The following is a 17,880-nucleotide window of genomic DNA, read 5'->3' as shown; positions in this document are numbered from 1 at the left end:
CGTTCGGCGAGCTACCTTGACCAGGGTAGACAAACGAACAGGAGTCGGCTGTGCTCGAGGTGTTCCTGGTCGACGATCACGAGATCGTCCGCCGCGGTCTGATCGACCTGCTGGAGAGCGATCCGGATCTCACCGTCGTCGGCCAGGCCGGCGATGTGGCGAGCGCGATGATCGGCATCCGGGCGCTGCGGCCCCGAGTTGCCGTGCTGGACGTGCGATTACCCGACGGCAACGGCATCGAGCTGTGCCGCGATCTGCTCGCCGAGTTCGACGATCTGCGCTGCCTGATCCTGACCTCCTACACCGACGATCAGGCCATGCTGGACGCGATCCTCGCCGGCGCCAGCGGATATGTGGTGAAGAACATCAAAGGCATGGAGCTCGCCGACGCCGTCAAGGAGGTCGGCGCGGGCCGTTCGCTGCTCGATACCCGCGCGGCCGCCGCGCTGCGGACCCGGCTGCGGCGCAGCACCGAGGACGACGGCCCGCTGGCCGGGCTCACCGAACAGGAACGCAAACTGCTCACCCTGCTCGGTGAGGGGCTGACCAACCGGCAGATCGCCGCGCGCATGTTCCTGGCCGAGAAGACGGTGAAGAACTACGTCTCCCGGCTGCTCGCCAAGCTCGGGGTGGAGCGGCGCACCCAGGCCGCGGTGCTGGCCACCAAGCTCGGCGAACGCTAGCGGGCCGGCCGGACCAGCGCCAGGTCGCCGTCGTAGCGGCGGTAGAGCAGATGCCCGCGTCCGGTGCGGGCATCGGTATAGAACAGGAACGGCAAGCCCCGCCAGCACAGCTGGGTGGCGGCATCGCCTTCGTCGAGCCGCGGCGCCGGCGCCGGGTCGACGGTCAGCGCCATCGGGGCGGGTGAGGATTCGATGGGGTCGGTGGTGTGCTGGCGGATCATGTGCACCCCGTCCGGGTCGATCCAGTGCACCACCGCGTCCTCACCGGTCTCGGCGTCGGTGAACAGGTGCACGTCGTAGTCCATCGCGTCGAGCACCTCGATCGCCTGGGCCGGGCTGCCCTCGAGCAGCACATAGTCCTTGCGCCGGGTGATCGGGCGCTGTTCGGTGACCCGCGCCAGCGGCGGCCGAGCGGGATCCGGCCACATCCGCGGCATCGGCTCGGCGCCGAGCCGGGCGATCTGGCGGTCCAGGCGCTCGGCGGCGAAGGTCACCGCGAAACCGCGTGGACCAGGCACCTGCACCCGGGTCCGGGTCTCGCGGCAATGGATGTTGGCCTGCACGACCGTCGGCTGATCGGCGTCGGCGGGCGCGGTGACCCGCACATGCGCGGCCGCGTCGAGATGATGACGGCGCAGCACCCGTCCGATGGCCCGCACCGCACGGGTCACGTCGGCCGGCGGTACCGCGCCACGGGTGGTGACCGCGAGATCGGGCTCGGTCGCGGTGGCCCACAGCTCCAGCGAATTCATAGGAAACCCCTGCTTTCTATTCTCGCCGTGCGGATATGCCACCATCACGCGGAGATCACGAACAGGGCCGAAAGTCCCCGATCGCGCCATAGCATGGGTTCGACGCCGCATCGGGCCGCCGCTGGGGACCGGCCCGCATCGCGCGCAGACGACAAGGAAGCCGACATGGCCGAGCAGACCGGAGCCCACCGCCGCAGGTCCCCGGCCGCGCCTGGTCCGCATTCGGTGCACCACCCTGCCGCAGCGCGGGAGCCGGCGCAGACCGAGCGCAGCAGCCCACCCGCCGTGCGCGGCGCGCTCTACCAGCAGCGATTGCGCGAACTGCTGGCCGAGGTCAGCGACCGGGTGGAGGTCTCGGCCGATTCACGCGGCCGGATGGACGGGCTGATCGAGGCCATGCTGACGGTCACCTCCGGCCTCGACCTCGACGACACCCTGCGCGCCATCGTCCGCACCGCGACCACCCTGATCGATGCCCGCTACGGCGCGCTCGGCGTGCGCGAGCACAGCGGCAAGGTTTTCCAGTTCGTCGCCGAGGGCATCGACGAGCGGACCCGCGCCAGAATCGGCCGGCTACCCGCGGGCCACGGCGTGCTCGGCGCGGTGTTCGCCCAGCCCACGCCATTGCGCCTAGACGATTTGACCGAGCATCCGGCCTCGGTCGGGTTCCCGGCTCACCATCCGCCCATGCGCAGTTTCCTCGGTGTGCCGGTGCGCATCCGCGATGAGGTGTTCGGCAGCCTCTACCTCTGCGAAAAGGCCGGTGACCAGCCGTTCACCGCCGAGGACGAGGTACTGGTGCAGGCGCTGGCGGCCGCCGCGGGCATCGCGGTCGACAATGCCCGGCTCTACGAGTCGGCACGCACCCGGCAGGAGTGGATCGAGGCGACCCGGGACGTGGCCACCGAATTCCTCGCCGTCGGCACTCCCGGGCGGGCGTTGGAGCGGGTGGTCGAGCACGCGCGGGCCTTGACCGGCTCGCAGCTGTGTTTCCTCGCCGCGGCCGGGCCGGGTGACGTCAGCGAACTACTGGTCACGCACTGGTCCGGCCCGGACGCGCGCCGGGCCGGCCATCCGATCCCGCTGACCGGCACCGCGGTCGGTGAGGCGTTCGGCCGGCGCACTCCGCTGCGTTTCGACGACGCCGGCCAGGTCGCCCTCGGTATCACCCTGCCCTCCCCCGGGCCCGCGCTGATCCTGCCGTTGTGCACGCCCGATGCCACCCACGGCACGCTGGTCACCGTGCGCCGCGCCGGCGCCGCCCCCTATTCCGACGAGCTGGTCGAGCTCACCGCCGCGTTCACCGATCAGGCCGCGCTGGCGATGCAGCTGGCCGACGCGCAACGCCGGATGCGTGAGGTCGACATCCTCGCCGACCGCGACCGCATCGCCCGTGACCTGCACGATCATGTGATCCAGCGGCTGTTCGCGATCGGGCTGACGTTGCAGGGCGCGGTACCGCGCGCCACCGTGCCCGACGTGCGCGATCGGCTCTCGCGGGTGATCAACGACTTACAAGAGGTGGTGCAGGAGATCCGCACGACGATCTTCGACCTGCACGGCGGCGCCGACAGCGCCCGGCTTCAGCAACGCATCGAACACGCCATCCGGCAGCAGACCGCCGACACCACCATCCGCGCCACCGTCCAGTTCTCCGGGCCGCTGTCGGTGCTCGAACCCGAACTGGCCGACCACGCCGAGGCGGTGGTGCGGGAGGCGGTGAGCAATGCGGTGCGCCATTCCGGCGGCGATACCGTCACCGTCGATATCGGGGTCTCCGACGACCTGACCATCGTGGTCACCGACAATGGCTGGGGCGTGCCCAATCACGTCATCCGCAGCGGCCTGCGCAATCTCGAACAGCGCGCCGAGGAGGCCGCGGGCCGGTTCACCATCACCGCCGCCGTCGCCCGGCACGCCCGCGCCGACACCGAGGACGCGCTACCGGGCACCCGGCTGTGCTGGACCGCCCCACTGCCCTAGCCGCGGCTCACTCCGGCGGCGCCAGCACCACCATCGCGTTGTTGCCGCCCATTCCCAGCGACAGCTTCGCCGTGATGCCGCCCGTACTCGGCACCGGTCCGTCCAGCAACCGCGGATGCGGTGCCGACACGATGGGTGCGGCCGGCACGATCGCCCGTTCGAAGCCCATCGCCGTCGCGGCGATCTCCACCGCCGCGGCCGCGCCCTGACAGTGGCCGGTCAGCGGTTTGAGGGCGTAGATATCGGGCCGGTCGTCGAACACTTCGGCCAATAGGGCGCGCTCGGCGTTGTCGCATTGGCGGGTGCCGGTGCCGTGCGCGTTGAAGTACCGCACCTGATCCGCGGACACGCCCGCCGCCGCCAGGGCCCGGCGCGCGCAGTCGATGATCCGGCCGTGCCCGGGATCCACCGACACCACGTGATAGCCGTCGTTGGTCATCGCGCCGCCAAGCACCCGGGCATACGGGCGCGGCGCCGTGCGGCTGAGCACGAAACCCACCGACGCCTCCCCCATGCTGAAACCGCGGCTGCCCTCCTGGAACGGGCGGCAGGCCTGCAGTGGTTCGGCATCGGTGACGGCGGCGCCGAGCCGCACGAAATGCTCGACCATTTCCGGGGTCGCCGACAGATCGCTCACCACGCACACCACGTCGTCGGCCAGTCCGCTGTCGAGCCACAGCTTCGCCGTGATCAGCGCGGCATTGCCGGAACTGCACGCCGCGGAGACGTTCATCGCCGGGCCGTGGAAACCGAACTCCTGCATCACCACCGAGATCGGGGTGGACGGCAGCAGCGGCAGGTACTCGCGGGAACGGCGATGGCCGCCGTCGACGGTGTAGAAGTCGCGCCAGTTCACCACATCGCCGAGCACGATCGCGTGCAGCAGACCCACCGTGCGGCCCGGCCGCCAGCCGCGCGCGCCCGCGTCCTCGATGGCCTCGCGCGCCGCCCCGTGCACGGCCCGCCCGTAGCGACTCGGACTCACCCGCGGATCACCACCGGGCGGCACCAGCGACACCCAGGCCGGCTCGTCGCGGCGCGCCCCGTATCCGGGTTGCACATCGGCCGCCGACTTGCCGCTCAGCAGCCCGCGCCACAGCGCCTCGCGGCCCCATCCGTACCCGGTGACAGCACCCACACCGCAGATGGACATATGATGATCAGGTTCGGACATGGCATCGCTCCTCGGCCCGATCCTCACCGGCCGCTCGCGCCGGCCCGCCGTCGTGAAGTACCGGTTCTTTTCATGATCACCGGATCGAGCCCGGGCGCAGTACCCGACACACGGATGACGGCAATCGCGTCGATCATGTGAACGGCGCACATGTCGAAGCCAGAATAATCCCGTGCTCCAATGACCAGCTATCGGTGGACGATCGGGGGTTCGAGGTGGGAGAGGACAGGCTCAGCGCCGCCGAGCAGCTGGCGCAGCGGTACCGGTCACTGGTCGAACACACCCCGGACGGTATCTGCGTGCACGAACGCGGAATCATCGTCTACGTCAATCCGGCGACGGTGCGGATGCTGGCCGCCTCCGGTCCGGAGGAACTCGTCGGCAGGCCGCTGGTGCAGTTCGTGCATCCGGATTCGGTGCCGGGCATGCTGGACCGGATCTCGCGGCTCACCCGGGCGGGGGCGGCCTCCCAGCCCGCGGAGATGACGCTGTTGCGGCTGGACGGCACCCAGGTTCCGGTGGAAACCGTCTCGGTACTCACCGTCTGGCAGGACCAGGCCGCCTATCAGGTGGTGATCCACGATCTCAGCGCCCAGCGCGCGGCCGAGGCTGCCCAGCGCCGGGCCGAACAGCATTTCACCACCGTGGTGTCGCAGCTCGAGGAGGGGGTGGCCGTCATCGATCGGGACGGCCGGATCGAATCGGTCAATCCGGCGGCGCGGCGGATCTTCGGCATCGAGGAGGCCGGCGACCTGTCCGGGGTGACCATCGCCGACCTGCCGTTGACGCTGCTCGACACCAATGCCCAGCCGATGTCCACCGCCCGGCATCCGGTGGCGCGCACGCTGGCCACCGGCGAAACCATCACCGGCTACGTCTTCGGTGTCGACCGCTCCGATGGGCAGCGGCGCTGGCTGTCGGGCTCGAGCCGGCTGCTCAATCCGGGCGATCCGGATTCCTCGGCGGTGTCCTCGTTCGCCGATATCACCGAGTACCGGGCCAGCCGCCGGCACCTGGAGTATCAGGCCACCCACGATTCGCTGACCGGGCTGGCCAACCGGTCGCTGATCCTGTCGCAGCTGGCCGGTGCGCTGGCCGCGAGTGAGGATCTGCCGGTCTCGGTGGTGATGTTCATCGATCTGGACGGGTTCAAGGCGATCAACGACACCCTCGGCCACGCCATCGGCGACACCGTGCTGCAGATCGTGGCCCAGCGGTTGCAGCGGGCGCTGCGTGCCGACGACATCGTGGGCCGCCTCGGCGGCGACGAATTCCTGGTGCTGCTGTCCGGGCGCACCCGTCAGGCCGATCTGGACGCGCTGGTGCTGCGGTTGCAGCGCACCATGGCCGAGCCGATCGTCGCGCGCGGGCATCGCATCGAGGTCAATGCCTCGATCGGCGTCACCGCGCTGCGTCCGGGCGATCGCCGCACCCCCGAAGCGGTACTGCACGACGCCGACCTGGCGATGTATCGCGCGAAACCCTCCGGCCACCGGGAGGGCCACATCGGACCGGCGCGCCGGCCGAACAACACCCACGCCTCCTGAGCGCGGCGGCGACCACGCCGAACGCGCAGTAGACTGGACGATTCCGTTTTCCGATCGTCCGCGCCCGCCACCACGCTGTCGTCTGCCTGCCCACTGGTGCCTGTTCACCGGGTGACAAGGAGTTCGTTTTGCCCGACCGCCTCACTCAGGATCACCGCTCCCCCATCCCGGACGCCGCACCCGCACCGCAGCCGGGCGCCGACACCGAGATCGCCCGGGAACAGTCGCACCTGAACGTGCTCTACGACCGCCTCGACGGCATGCGCAAGTACGCCACCGAACGCCTGCGCACCGTGCTGCTCGAGACCGGCGGCACCCCGCAGGCCCGCAGCGAACGCGAGTCGTTCACCCAGCTCTACACCGAGGACCTGGCCAAATACGACGCCGCCGAACACGGACTGTGCTTCGGCCGCATCGACCTCGACGGCGACGGGTCCGAGGACGAGGCCGGAGCCGAGCGCCGCTACATCGGCCGCCTCGGCATCCTCGACGAACACAACGACTACGAGACCCTGCTACTGGACTGGCGCGCGCCCTTGGCCCGGCCGTTCTACCTGGCCACCACCGCGGCACCCGACGGTGTGCTGCGGCGGCGCCACATCCGTTCCCGCAATCGCCGGGTCACCGCGATCAACGACGAATACCTGGATCTGGATGCGGCCCGGCGCGCCGGCGTCACCGAGGACGACGGCGGCGTCGGCAGCGAGAGCGCCCTGCTATCGGCGTTGAACGCCGCCCGCACCGGCCACATGAACGACATCGTCGAGACCATCCAGAGCGAGCAGGACGCCATCATCCGCGCCGAGCACAAGAGCGTGCTGGTGGTGCAGGGCGGTCCGGGTACCGGCAAGACCGCGGTCGCGCTGCATCGCGCCGCCTACCTGCTCTACACCTATCGTCAGCAGCTGGCCAAGGCCGGTGTGCTGATCATCGGGCCGAACGCGACCTTCCTCGACTACATCGGCCAGGTGCTGCCGTCGCTGGGTGAGACCGGTGTGCTGCTGTCGACCATCGGCGACCTGTATCCCGGGGTGAAGGCGACCCGCGAGGATTCGCTGCGCGCCGGGGAGATCAAGGGCTCGCTGAACATCCTGGAAGTGCTCAAACAGGCGGTGCGGGACCGGCAGGAAGTGCCGTCCGAGCCGATCGCGCTGAGCTTCGACGGATACCCGCTGACGCTCAACCGCAAGATCGTCACCAAGGCCAGGGGCCGGGCCCGCTCCTCTCGGCGCCCGCACAACCTGGCCCGCCCGATCTTCGCCTCTTCGGTCATCGACGCGCTCACCGAGCAGCTGGCCGCCACCATGGGCGCCGATCCCATCGACGGTGGCCGCAGCCTGCTCAGCAGCACCGACCTGGCCGAGATCGCCGACGAGATGCGGTCGGACCCGCAGATCCAGCGCGCGATCAGCGCGCTGTGGCCGATCCTCACCCCACAGCAGGTCCTGGCCGATCTGCTCGCCGATCCGGCCCGGCTGGATCGGGTCGCGAGCTCGCTGGATCCGGCCGACCGGGCCGAATTGCTGCGCCCGGACACCGGGGAGTTCAGCGCCGCCGACGCCCCGCTGCTCGACGAGTTGGCCGAACTGCTCGGCATCGATGACGCCGAGGAACGCGAACGCGCCCGCCGCCGCTGGCGCGCCCAACTGGCCGAGGCCCAGGATGCGCTCGACATCCTCACCGGTTCCGCGCCACAGGATCTCGAAGACGAACTCGACCCGGAGATCCTGATGGCCTACGACCTGATCGATGCCAGTCAGCTGGCCGAACGCCAGCAGGTGCGTACCCGCCAGACCACTGCCGAACGCGCGGCCGGCGACCGGACCTGGACCTACGGCCACGTCATCGTGGACGAGGCGCAGGAGCTGTCGGAGATGGCGTGGCGGATGGTGATGCGCCGGATCCCGAACCGCTGGATGACGGTGGTCGGCGACGTCGCCCAGACCGGCGATCCGGCGGGCGCGTCCACCTGGCAGGCGGTGCTGGAACCGTATGTGGCCAAACGCTGGAAGCGCACCGAGCTGACCGTGAACTACCGCACGCCCGCCGAGATCATGGCGGTGGCGGCGCCGGTCCTGGCGGCCATCGACCCGCAAGCGCAGGTGCCGCGGTCGGTCCGCGAGACCGGGCATCCGCCGCAGGCACATCGATGCGAGGGAGCGGAGCTGGGCACCGAACTCGCGCGACTACTCGCGGCCGAGCGCGGGCCGGGAACCACGGCGGTGATCGTGCCGCACGAGTTGTCCACCGAGCTGGCCGAGGTGGCGGCGGAATCGGTGCGCGTGCTGACGGTGCACGAGGTGAAGGGCCTGGAATTCGACGCGGTGTATCTGATCGAGCCGGACCGGATCATCGGCGAATCACCGCGCGGGCTCAATGATCTCTACGTCGCGCTCACCCGCGCGACGCAGCGGCTGACGGTGCTGCACAGCACGGATCTGCCCGAGGTACTCAGCGCCCTCGAGGCGTGAGGCGGCGCGTGGTCGCCGCCGGTGCGGCGGCGACCACGCGGAGCCGGTTATCAGCGAACGGTGTGCACGATGAGGACGTCCGAGCGCGACTTGCGCGCGACGTCCGAGGGCACCGAGCCGAGCAGGCGCCCGGTCAGGGTGTTGAGGCCGCGGTTACCGACCACGAGCAGATCGGCCTGGGTCTCCTTGACCAGGTCGAGCAGCGATTCGACCGGCTCGCCGACGATGGCGCGCTCGACGATCTCCTTGGCTCCCGCGGCGGTGGCCCGGTCGCGGGCGGTGCGCAGGATCTCGTTGGTCGGCGCGGAACCGCGCACCTGGTAGGCCTCGTCCTTGAGCACATCGGCGGCCGCGGCGACCTCACGGTCATCGGTCGGGTAGTAGGCGCAGGCCACGATCAGGGTCGAGCCGGCGGCCCCGGCCAGTGCGGCGGCCTTGTCGACGGCGACATACGACGAGTCCGAGCCATCGGTACCGACGACAATGGTCCGGTAGGCGGTCATCTCTCCTCCAACTGTGCGGGTCGGACGCCTGCGTCAGGTTTTCGTCCCGGCGTGTCGGGGCTTCGGCGCGGCGACTGGGTCGACCATAGCGGCAATACGCCCGGAATTATCAGAATTCGCAACACATCACATTCGGAGTGTTCGCGCCGGCGGCAGCGGCCCGGCCTGCGCGAATACCGCAGGGCCCGCGCTACCTGGGCGGACCCAAACAAGCGCGCGGTGTTCTGTGATCTGCCACAACATCGGTGAACGGCGTTGCCGCCCTGGGAGATTCATCACATCATCGGCGTCGGAAACGCCTGCGGCCCGTTCGCGCTCACGAACGGGCCGCATGGTCTGGCGGGTACAGGGCTCAGGGCCACTGCCGGTAGTCGGCCCAGAAAATACCCAGAATCGCGCCGATGATGTCCATGCGTTCCCTTTCAACTGCGAGGCGAACGGCAATATTAGCGCGTGCCCGGCGTCACATGCTGAAAAGTGGCCCGGTGATGGTCAATCCCAGTTCGTCGGTGTGGGCGAAGAAGGCGAACAGCATCAGCGACGCGCCCGCCAGCGCGAGATCCTTGTTGAACTGGATCATCTCGGTCTGCTTGGCCTGCTCATCGGTCTCGGACCAGAACGCGTGCATCAGCACGGCCGTGGGCAGCAGCATGATGAACAGCAGCAGCGCACCGAGATCGGCCCAGATGCCGAGCAGCACACTCAGCGCACCGAGCACCATCAGCACGCCCGAGGCGAGCACGCCGGCCTTGGGTGAGGGCACACCCCGGCTCTGCGCATAGCCGGTCATCGCCTCGGTCTGGGTGAAGTGACCGAAGGCCGAACCGAGAAAGAGCACCACGAACAACACCCGGCCGATCAACACCACGACATCCATGTCCAGCTCCTCAATTCGCCGGTGGGTAGATGGTGCGTTATTCAACCACTCCCCCGGCCGGAATCCGGCCGGAAATGATCTATCGGAACTGATCCGGTATCTCTTCGCCGCGCGGCAGCATTTTCGCGGTGACCTCGTTGCGGGCCCGCACCGAATGCTTGGCGTATTCCAGCGGCGCCATTCCCACTTCCGCGGTGAATTCCCGGGTGAAATGGGCCTGGTCGTAATAGCCCAACTCGGCCGACAGCGCGGCGAGATCCTCGACCCGGCCGCGGGCGAGCAGATCGGCGGCGTCCTGCAGCCGGTAGCGGCGCAGCACCCACTTCGGGCCCGCGCCGACGTAGCGGCGGAACAGCCGTTGCAGGGTGCGGATGGAGACCGCGAACCGTTCGGTGACCTGATCGACCCGGGTCAGTTCCGGATCGGCGGCCATCGCCTCGACGATGCGTAGCACCAGATCGTAGTTCGGGTCCGGCGCGGCGGGGCCACGGGCGAAGAAGGATTCGACGATATCGCGGCGGCCCGCGTCGGAGGACTCAGCCAGCACCGCCCCGGTGAGACGGTCGGCCTCGGGCAACACCTCGGCCAGCGCGACGGTCCGGTCGCGGAATTCGCCGACATCGAGGCCGGTGAAGGCGCCGAATCCGCCCGCCCGGAACCGGATCCCGAAAGTCTCCCCGGCGCCGGACAATTCGCGGACGAACTTGGTGGTGCAGACCCCGTTGACGAAGCCGCCGGTCTTGATCTCCGATTGCTCGAAGGTGACGTTCACGCACGGAAACGGCAGCACCTGCGCCAGATACGGTGCCCGGCCGCGCAGGTCCCAGCGCACCGACCAGTACCAGTCGATGACCTCGGCCACCGCTGGTCCGGCCGGCAGCCGGTTCAGCGTGCGGTAGCGGGCCTGCTCGTCCGGATGCAGGATCCCTTTGCGCCCGGTGAGGGCGCCGCGATCACCGCGCTCGGCCATGGTGTCGCTTTCTTACAAGATCACCGCGCCCGCGCGGCCGAGGATGAAAGACATGACAAGCACCGTGAACCCGATTCCCGCCGGCTACCACTCCATCACCTGTTTCCTGGCCGTCGCCGACGCCAACAAGGCCATCGATTTCTATACCGAGGTCTTCGGCGCCGAGCTGATCACCCGCAACGATCTGCCCGACGGTCAGGCCGCGCACGCGGAACTGAAGATCGGCGATTCCACGCTCCAGGTGGGCATGCCGATTCCGGACAACGGGGTGCTCGCACCGAACGGCGAATGGGTGCACACCTCCATCGTGCACTACTGCCCCGATGCCGACGCGGCCGTCGCCCGGGCGGTCGAGCGCGGCGCCCGCTGCGTCGAAGAACCGCAGACCTTCGTCACCGGGGACCGCTTCGGCGTGCTCATCGACCCGTTCGGCCACCGGTGGGCGGTGATGACCAAGGTCGAGGACGTGTCGAGGGAAGAGGCCGAGCGCCGCGTCAACGAGTGGCTGGCCACCCAGGGCTGAGCCGGTGCGACTCAGCCCGCGTCGGGTATCCAGCTGCCGTGGAAGCCGGCCGGGACCCGGCGCGGGAGTCGCACCGACGCCACCGGTGACATGTCGGTGGCGTCGAGCACCCGCAGCTCGTCGGCGACGAGGGACAGCAGCCAGCCCTCGTCTTCGGCTCGGCGTCCGTCGGCCGGGACGAACACCGCCTCGCCGGGATGCTCGGCATCCACCGCCGCCGAACGGCCGGTGTCTAGGTCGTATTTCACGATCGCATCGGAGCTCACCGTGTAGAGATAGCGGTGGCCACAGCCGGTGAGAGTGTCGTTATGAGTAGGGAATTCGACGATGCGGTCGTCAATGCTCGTCTCGGCGACAGCACCGGTGGCCGGATCGAGGGTCCAGCGATGCATGCGCGCCCCGGCTGCTGCCCGGTCGATCGCACTGGTCGGCGTACCGCCGATTCCGGACCAGATGGCGGCGAAATCCTCGGGACGGTAACGCGCGCCGTCGACGACGATCCGGCCGTCGTGTTCGTAGGCGTTGCCGACGTGAAATATGTAGCAGGGCTCGATATCGAACCACCGGACCGGGCCGCCCGCGCGCGGCATCACGCCGAGCCGCGCACCGTAGCCGGCGTCCCAGCGATAGGGCATCCCGCCCGCTCCGGCCGCGAGCTCGATGTCGAAGACCACCGGGAGGTCGAGCCAGATGACGTGGTTCTCGGTGATCGCGAAGTCGTGCATCATCGTCGGGCCCGGCACCGGTACCTCGCGGCTCTCGACCAGTTCCCCCGCCGCCGACAACCGGTGATAGGTCAGATAGGGCGGCCGGAACCCGTAACCGAAGAACAGCAGGTCGCCGGAGACCGGATCCTGCTTGGGGTGAGCGGTCATCGCGGTGGTAAGCCGGCCCCCGAAGTCACAGGGTCCGATGGTGTCCAGGTCCGGCGTCACCTCGTACGGGAAACCGGCTTCGACCAGCGCGAAGATCCGGTCGGCGTGCGGGATTACGTGCGTATTGGCACTCACCGCGGTCCGGTCGACGCTGAAATCCTCGCGCAAGAAGGGCGCACCGTCGGTGAAGGCCGTGGTGCGCACCCAGCGGTTGCGGTACCACTCGGCGCGACCGTCGCGCAGCCGGATGCCGTGCAGCATGCCGGGGCCGGTGAACCAATGGCCGCTCACCTGGCCTGGTGCCGGATTCGGTCCGTTGCGGAGGTAGCGGCCGGTCAGTTCCGCGGGGAGCGCACCGGTCACCTCCAGCGCGACAGCGTCGATCTCGTCCGGCACGGGTGCCATGTGTCCGGTCAGCCAGGCAGGTCGGGTGCTGGTCATCGTAGGTTCCTCACAGCCGCCTAATATTCCACTTCAGACAGGTCGAAACTAGACCCTCCTTTTTAGACATGTCAATGCCGGGTCGTAGGATCGCGATATGAGTCTGCGCTATGCCGTCCTGGGACTGGTCGCTGAATTGGACGGCGCCAGTGGATACGACCTGGTGCGGTTGTTCGAGATGTCGCTGGGCAACGTCTGGTCGGCCACCCAGAGTCAGATCTACGCCGAACTGGGCAAACTGACCGACGACGGCTTGATCGAGGTCGCCGCGGTGGGTCCGCGGGGTCGCAAGGAATACGCCGTCACCGAGCCGGGGCGGGTGCAACTGCATCGCTGGCTCGCCGAGACCACCCCCAAGCCCATCGGCCGCGACGAGGCCATGATGCGGATCTTCCTGCTCGGACGCCTCGGACCGGAGGCTGCGATGCGTTTCCTGGACGAACAGGCCGCAGCTCTCGAGGCGGAGCGGGCGGACACGATCGAGCTGGAGCAGTCGATCCCCTGGGGCGAGGACGACTTCTCCTTCTACGGCCATCTGGTGCTGGACTACGGCAAGCAGTTCATCGCTTTCCGGCGCGACTGGTATCGCCGCGCCCGGGAGCAGGTCGAGGCGCGCGAGAAGTCGCGTTCAGCCGAGTAGTCGAGTCCGGCTGCCGGCCCCCGGTTCCGGCCCGGATACCCGCCGATCCGCCGCCTGTGGCGCTCAGCTCAGCCCGGCCGCATCCATCCCACGCAGTTCCTTCTTCAGATCCGCGATCTCATCGCGCAGGCGACCGGCCAGCTCGAATTGCAGTTCCCGTGCCGCGTTCATCATCTGGTCGGTCAGTTCCTTCACCAGATCGGCCAGCTCGGCGCGCGGCATCGACTTGACGTCGCGCCCCTCGATGACGCCCGCGCTCACCGCCCGCCCCGGCTCACCCTGGGCGCGCCGGCCGCGACTGGCATTGCGGCCCGACCCGCCGACGGCCACCTCGTCGTCGGCCTCCTGGTACACCTGATCGAGGATGTCGGCGATCTTCTTGCGCAGCGGCTGCGGGTCGATGCCCATTTCCTCGTTGTAGGCGATCTGCTTGGCCCGGCGGCGTTCGGTCTCGTCGATGGCGTGCTGCATCGAATCGGTGATCTTGTCCGCGTACATGTGCACCTCACCGGACACATTGCGGGCCGCGCGGCCGATGGTCTGGATCAGGCTGGTGCTGCTGCGCAGGAAGCCTTCCTTGTCCGCGTCGAGGATCGCCACCAGCGAGACCTCGGGCAGGTCCAGGCCCTCACGCAGCAGGTTGATGCCGACCAGCACGTCGTATTCGCCGAGGCGCAGCTGGCGCAGCAACTCCACCCGGCGCAAGGTGTCGATCTCCGAATGCAGATACCGCACCCGCACCCCGAGCCCGAGCAGATAGTCGGTGAGATCCTCGGCCATCTTCTTGGTGAGCGTGGTGACCAGGACTCGTTCGTCGCGGTCGGTGCGCTGGCGGATCTCGTGCACCAGATCGTCGATCTGGCCCTTGGTCGGTTTGACGATCACCTTCGGATCCACCAGACCCGTCGGGCGGATGACCTGCTCGACCACCTCACCACCGGACTGGCCCAGCTCGTAATTGCCGGGCGTGGCGGACAGATACACCGTCTGACCGATGCGTTCGGCGAACTCTTCCCAGGTGAGCGGGCGGTTGTCGATGGCCGACGGCAGCCGGAATCCGTATTCGACGAGATTGCGCTTGCGCGACATATCGCCTTCGTACATGCCGCCGATCTGCGGCACCGTGACATGCGACTCGTCGATGACCAGCAGGAAATCCTCGGGGAAATAGTCGAGCAGAGTGGCCGGCGCCGACCCGGCCGGCCGGCCGTCGATATGGCGCGAATAGTTCTCGATACCGGAGCAGAACCCGACCTGGCGGATCATCTCCAGGTCGTACTGGGTGCGCATACGCAGGCGCTGGGCCTCGAGCAATTTGCCCTGACGCTCGAATTCGGCCAGCCGCTGCTCGAGTTCGGCCTCGATATCGTGGACGGCGCGCTCCATCCGGTCGGGGCCGGCCACATAATGGGTGGCCGGGAAGATGCGCAGCATATCGACCTGCCGCACCACATCGCCGGTGAGCGGATGCAGGTAGTACAGCGCCTCGATCTCGTCGCCGAAGAATTCGATGCGGACCGCCAGCTCCTCATAGGAGGGGATGATCTCGACGGTATCGCCGCGCACCCGGAACGAGCCACGGGTGAAGGCCATATCGTTGCGGGTGTACTGCACGTCGACCAGCATGCGCAGCAGCGCGTCGCGGTCGACCTCGGTGCCCACCTCCAGCTGCACCGATCGATCGAGGTAGGACTGCGGGGTGCCGAGGCCGTAGATGCACGACACCGAGGCGACCACCACCACATCGCGGCGCGAGAGCAGGCTCGACGTCGCCGAATGGCGCAACCGCTCGACATCGTCGTTGATCGAGCTGTCCTTCTCGATATAGGTATCGGTCTGCGCGATATAGGCCTCGGGCTGGTAGTAGTCGTAGTACGAAACGAAGTACTCGACCGCGTTGTTCGGCAGCATCTCGCGCAATTCATTGGCCAGCTGCGCCGCCAGCGTCTTGTTCGGCGCCATCACCAGCGTGGGCCGCTGCACCCGCTCGATCAGCCAAGCGGTGGTGGCCGATTTACCGGTACCGGTGGCGCCCAGCAGCACCACATCGCGCTCCCCCGCCTTGATGCGGCGTTCCAGCTCGTCGATGGCGGCCGGCTGATCGCCCGCCGGCTGATGCGGGCTGACGACCTCGAACCGGCCACCGGTACGCGCGATCTCGCCCACCGGGCGGAACTCCGAATGCGCCAGCGGCGTGCGGCCCTGTTCGTCGGCCGGGATCTCGGTTGCGAATGCCATGTTCACCAGGGTAGGCGTAGCCACCGACAGATTTCGGCCGCCGGCTCGCGCCGCCGGAGCGGCCTGGACAACGGCACCGTCGACGGTAGATTCTCGAGACATGACTCAGGCACCATCCGTGGACGTGCACCGGCCGAAGGTGGAGTACTTCAACGTCGCCGAACTCACCAATACCGATCCCAAGGGGTTCGTGCGGCCGGTCGAGAGTTACCGCGTCGAACCATGGGGCCTGTACATGGCGCGCACCGCCGATCATCCGTCGTTCCATTACATGGAGTCGTGGCTGCTGCCCGAGCTGTCGATCCGGGCCACGGTCTTCCACTACACCGCCGCCCACCTGCGCAACCAGGACTACTACATCGACATCGGCGAATTCGCCGAGGTCGAGCCGAAGAAATGGCGGTCGGTGGACCACTACCTGGACCTGCTGGTGCGCACCGGTCGCGATACCCGGCTGCTCGATGTCGATGAGCTGCTAGCGGCGCTGCAAGCCGGTCTGGTGGACGCGCCCACCGCGGAACGGGCGATCGCCACCGCCACCGCCGCCATCGACGGCATCGCCGCGCACGGTCACGACCTGCTGGCCTGGACCGCCTCCCGCGGTATGCCGCTCACCTGGCTGTAGCCGGCGCCTCAGGCCTCGTGCTCGCCGGCCGCGCGCATGGCCCGCGAGTACGCCTGGTCGAACCACGGTTCCTTGACCGCCAGGTAGGCCACCATCGCCTCGTCGCCGGACAGGCCCGCCGCCTTGGCCGCACCGTCCCGCTTGACCTGCGCGTACTCCTCGCGCGCGGCGGCATCGGCGCGCAGCCAGTCGCGGAAGGCCAGCGCGAACTGCTGGCCGGGCGAGCCGGCGACCCGCACGTGCACATTGGCGGGACGGCCGGGGTCGGCGCTGCCGTGCAGCCGTTTGGCCCACAGTTCGGTGTCGATGCCCTCGGGGTCGGCCGCGGTCGGCTTCGGGTTGTCGTGCACGATGTGGGTCTTCGCCGGGAACCCGGCTGCGGCGAGTGCGTCGCGCAGACCGTCGGCGGCGGCGAGATCGGCCACGGTGATCTGGATATCGATGACGTCCTTGGCGAGCAACCCCGGCACCGCGGTGGACCCGATGTGGTCGATGCGCGAGGCGGCGTTTCCCGCGGCCACCCACAGCCGGGCGATCAATCGCTGTGCCTGGGCGTCCCAATCCGGATCCGGCGCCACCAACCGCAGTTCGCGCTCGGCCACCAAGCCCGCGCGCAGATTGTGTTCGAACGGCACCAGCCGCTCGTCCCACAGCCGGTGCACCTCGGCTTCGACGGCCTCGGCCGGCCCATTGTTATCCAGCAGCACATCGGCGACCGCGCGGCGCTGTTCATCGGTGGCCTGGGCCGAAATACGGGCGCGCGCATCGACTTCGGCAACACCACGGAATTGCACGAGCCGCTGAATTCGGGTCTCGGCGGCCACATCCACCACGAGCACCAGATTCATCAACGGCGCCAGACCGTTTTCCACCAGCAGCGGAATATCCTGCACCACAATGGCATCCGGCGCGGCCGCGGCCAGCAGTTCCCCGGTGCGGCGGCCGACCAGCGGATGGGTGATCGCGTTCAAGCGAGCGCGGGACTCGTCGTCGCCGAAGGCCTTGGCCGCCAGCGCCGGCCGGTCCAGGCTGCCGTCGGCGGCGAGAATATCGGCGCCGAATGCCTCGACCAACGCGGCGAGACCCTCGGTGCCCGGTGCGACGACCTCACGCGCGATCGCGTCGGAGTCGATCACCACCGCGCCGCGTTCGGCGAGGATTCGCGCCACGGTGGACTTGCCGGCGCCCATACCTCCGGTGAGGCCGATTCGTAACATTCGACCAGTCTCGCATCCGGCCCGCCGAGCCCGCACCCGGCACCCATCCACCGGCCGCGCAGCGACGAACCATTGGATGCGGGTCGACGACGCCCCGCGTGAATCGGGTCCGGGAATCGCGCAGCCCCGGCCGCGGAATCGGCGACCGTTTTTTCGCGAGAAACGCCGACCCTGCCGGTTACCCACTCCCGCATCCCTTTTCACCACCCCGCGTGGCAATTGCCCGTTCCGTGACGCGGCCGAGACCATCTCGCAACATTTCCTGCCGATGACGGTTTCCAAGCGATAACTTTCCGACACGCCGGGCAATTACTTCGGCAAAATACACTGCGGACCACTTCGGTTCCGCTAATCTTCGCCG

General features: G+C 68.6%; 15 protein-coding genes. 7 read left to right on the top strand and 8 right to left on the bottom strand.

The genetic code is table 11. From position 1 onward, the window contains the following. Positions 1 to 50 precede the first annotated feature (50 nt). Positions 51 to 683 carry a response regulator transcription factor gene (locus NOCYR_RS10595; RefSeq protein ID WP_014350362.1) on the top strand — a complete coding sequence of 211 codons (633 nt, stop codon included), beginning with the start codon at positions 51 to 53 and terminating at the stop codon, positions 681 to 683. On the opposite strand, the gene NOCYR_RS10590 is transcribed toward NOCYR_RS10595, so the two are convergent. After that, positions 680 to 1,435, bottom strand: coding sequence for a sigma 54 modulation/S30EA ribosomal C-terminal domain-containing protein (locus tag NOCYR_RS10590; protein WP_014350361.1), 756 nt, complete (start codon positions 1,433 to 1,435; stop codon positions 680 to 682). The genes NOCYR_RS10595 and NOCYR_RS10590 overlap by 4 nt on opposite strands. Positions 1,436 to 1,600: 165 nt before the next feature. On the opposite strand from NOCYR_RS10590, the gene NOCYR_RS10585 reads away from it, so the two are divergent. After that, complete coding sequence (locus tag NOCYR_RS10585; protein WP_014350360.1) at positions 1,601 to 3,418, top strand: GAF domain-containing sensor histidine kinase; 1,818 nt, start codon at positions 1,601 to 1,603, stop codon at positions 3,416 to 3,418. Positions 3,419 to 3,425: 7 nt separating this feature from the next. Here the strand turns inward: NOCYR_RS10585 and NOCYR_RS10580 are convergent, their stop codons facing one another. Further along, positions 3,426 to 4,571, bottom strand: a complete 1,146-nt coding sequence (locus NOCYR_RS10580) for a beta-ketoacyl synthase N-terminal-like domain-containing protein (RefSeq protein WP_014350359.1) — start codon at positions 4,569 to 4,571, stop codon at positions 3,426 to 3,428. Positions 4,572 to 4,807: 236 nt separating this feature from the next. On the opposite strand from NOCYR_RS10580, the gene NOCYR_RS10575 reads away from it, so the two are divergent. After that, positions 4,808 to 6,139, top strand: a complete 1,332-nt coding sequence (locus NOCYR_RS10575; RefSeq protein ID WP_048834074.1) for a diguanylate cyclase domain-containing protein — start codon at positions 4,808 to 4,810, stop codon at positions 6,137 to 6,139. Positions 6,140 to 6,303: 164 nt separating this feature from the next. Next, positions 6,304 to 8,610 (top strand): HelD family protein, encoded by a 2,307-nt coding sequence (locus NOCYR_RS10570; RefSeq protein ID WP_048834073.1) that lies wholly within the window; start codon positions 6,304 to 6,306, stop codon positions 8,608 to 8,610. Positions 8,611 to 8,660: 50 nt separating this feature from the next. Here the strand turns inward: NOCYR_RS10570 and NOCYR_RS10565 are convergent, their stop codons facing one another. The 3 genes from NOCYR_RS10565 to NOCYR_RS10555 form a co-directional block, all read right to left on the bottom strand. Further along, on the bottom strand, positions 8,661 to 9,113 hold the full coding sequence (locus NOCYR_RS10565) for a universal stress protein (RefSeq protein WP_014350356.1): 453 nt from the start codon (positions 9,111 to 9,113) through the stop codon (positions 8,661 to 8,663). 463 nt (positions 9,114 to 9,576) lie between these two features. Next, complete coding sequence (locus NOCYR_RS10560) at positions 9,577 to 9,990, bottom strand: DoxX family protein (RefSeq protein ID WP_014350355.1); 414 nt, start codon at positions 9,988 to 9,990, stop codon at positions 9,577 to 9,579. A gap of 79 nt (positions 9,991 to 10,069) precedes the next feature. Beyond that, a complete protein-coding gene (locus NOCYR_RS10555) occupies positions 10,070 to 10,960 on the bottom strand; it encodes a helix-turn-helix domain-containing protein (RefSeq protein ID WP_014350354.1) in 891 nt (296 codons plus the stop codon). Between the two features lie 52 nt (positions 10,961 to 11,012). Between NOCYR_RS10555 and NOCYR_RS10550 the strand changes: the two genes are divergently transcribed. Continuing rightward, positions 11,013 to 11,483, top strand: coding sequence for a VOC family protein (locus tag NOCYR_RS10550; RefSeq protein WP_048834072.1), 471 nt, complete (start codon positions 11,013 to 11,015; stop codon positions 11,481 to 11,483). A gap of 11 nt (positions 11,484 to 11,494) precedes the next feature. Here NOCYR_RS10550 and NOCYR_RS10545 read toward each other — a convergent pair whose 3' ends face one another. Next, positions 11,495 to 12,799, bottom strand: a complete 1,305-nt coding sequence (locus tag NOCYR_RS10545; protein WP_014350352.1) for a carotenoid oxygenase family protein — start codon at positions 12,797 to 12,799, stop codon at positions 11,495 to 11,497. Positions 12,800 to 12,896: 97 nt separating this feature from the next. Here NOCYR_RS10545 and NOCYR_RS10540 point away from each other — a divergent pair, with 97 nt between their 5' ends. Continuing rightward, positions 12,897 to 13,439: a PadR family transcriptional regulator gene (locus NOCYR_RS10540; RefSeq protein WP_014350351.1), complete on the top strand. Its 543-nt coding sequence runs from the start codon at positions 12,897 to 12,899 to the stop codon at positions 13,437 to 13,439. 63 nt (positions 13,440 to 13,502) lie between these two features. Here NOCYR_RS10540 and uvrB read toward each other — a convergent pair whose 3' ends face one another. After that, a complete protein-coding gene (gene uvrB, locus NOCYR_RS10535; RefSeq protein ID WP_014350350.1) occupies positions 13,503 to 15,677 on the bottom strand; it encodes an excinuclease ABC subunit UvrB in 2,175 nt (724 codons plus the stop codon). Positions 15,678 to 15,777: 100 nt separating this feature from the next. On the opposite strand from uvrB, the gene NOCYR_RS10530 reads away from it, so the two are divergent. Next, complete coding sequence (locus NOCYR_RS10530; protein WP_048833247.1) at positions 15,778 to 16,302, top strand: DUF402 domain-containing protein; 525 nt, start codon at positions 15,778 to 15,780, stop codon at positions 16,300 to 16,302. Between the two features lie 8 nt (positions 16,303 to 16,310). Here NOCYR_RS10530 and coaE read toward each other — a convergent pair whose 3' ends face one another. Further along, entirely contained in the window at positions 16,311 to 17,519 is a 1,209-nt protein-coding gene (gene coaE, locus NOCYR_RS10525) for a dephospho-CoA kinase (protein WP_081505369.1), read from the bottom strand. Positions 17,520 to 17,880: the final 361 nt, after the last annotated feature.

The organism is Nocardia cyriacigeorgica GUH-2 (assembly GCF_000284035.1).
In the GTDB taxonomy this organism is placed as follows: domain Bacteria; phylum Actinomycetota; class Actinomycetes; order Mycobacteriales; family Mycobacteriaceae; genus Nocardia; species Nocardia cyriacigeorgica_B.
This window is presented reverse-complemented; position numbering and strand designations above follow the sequence as displayed.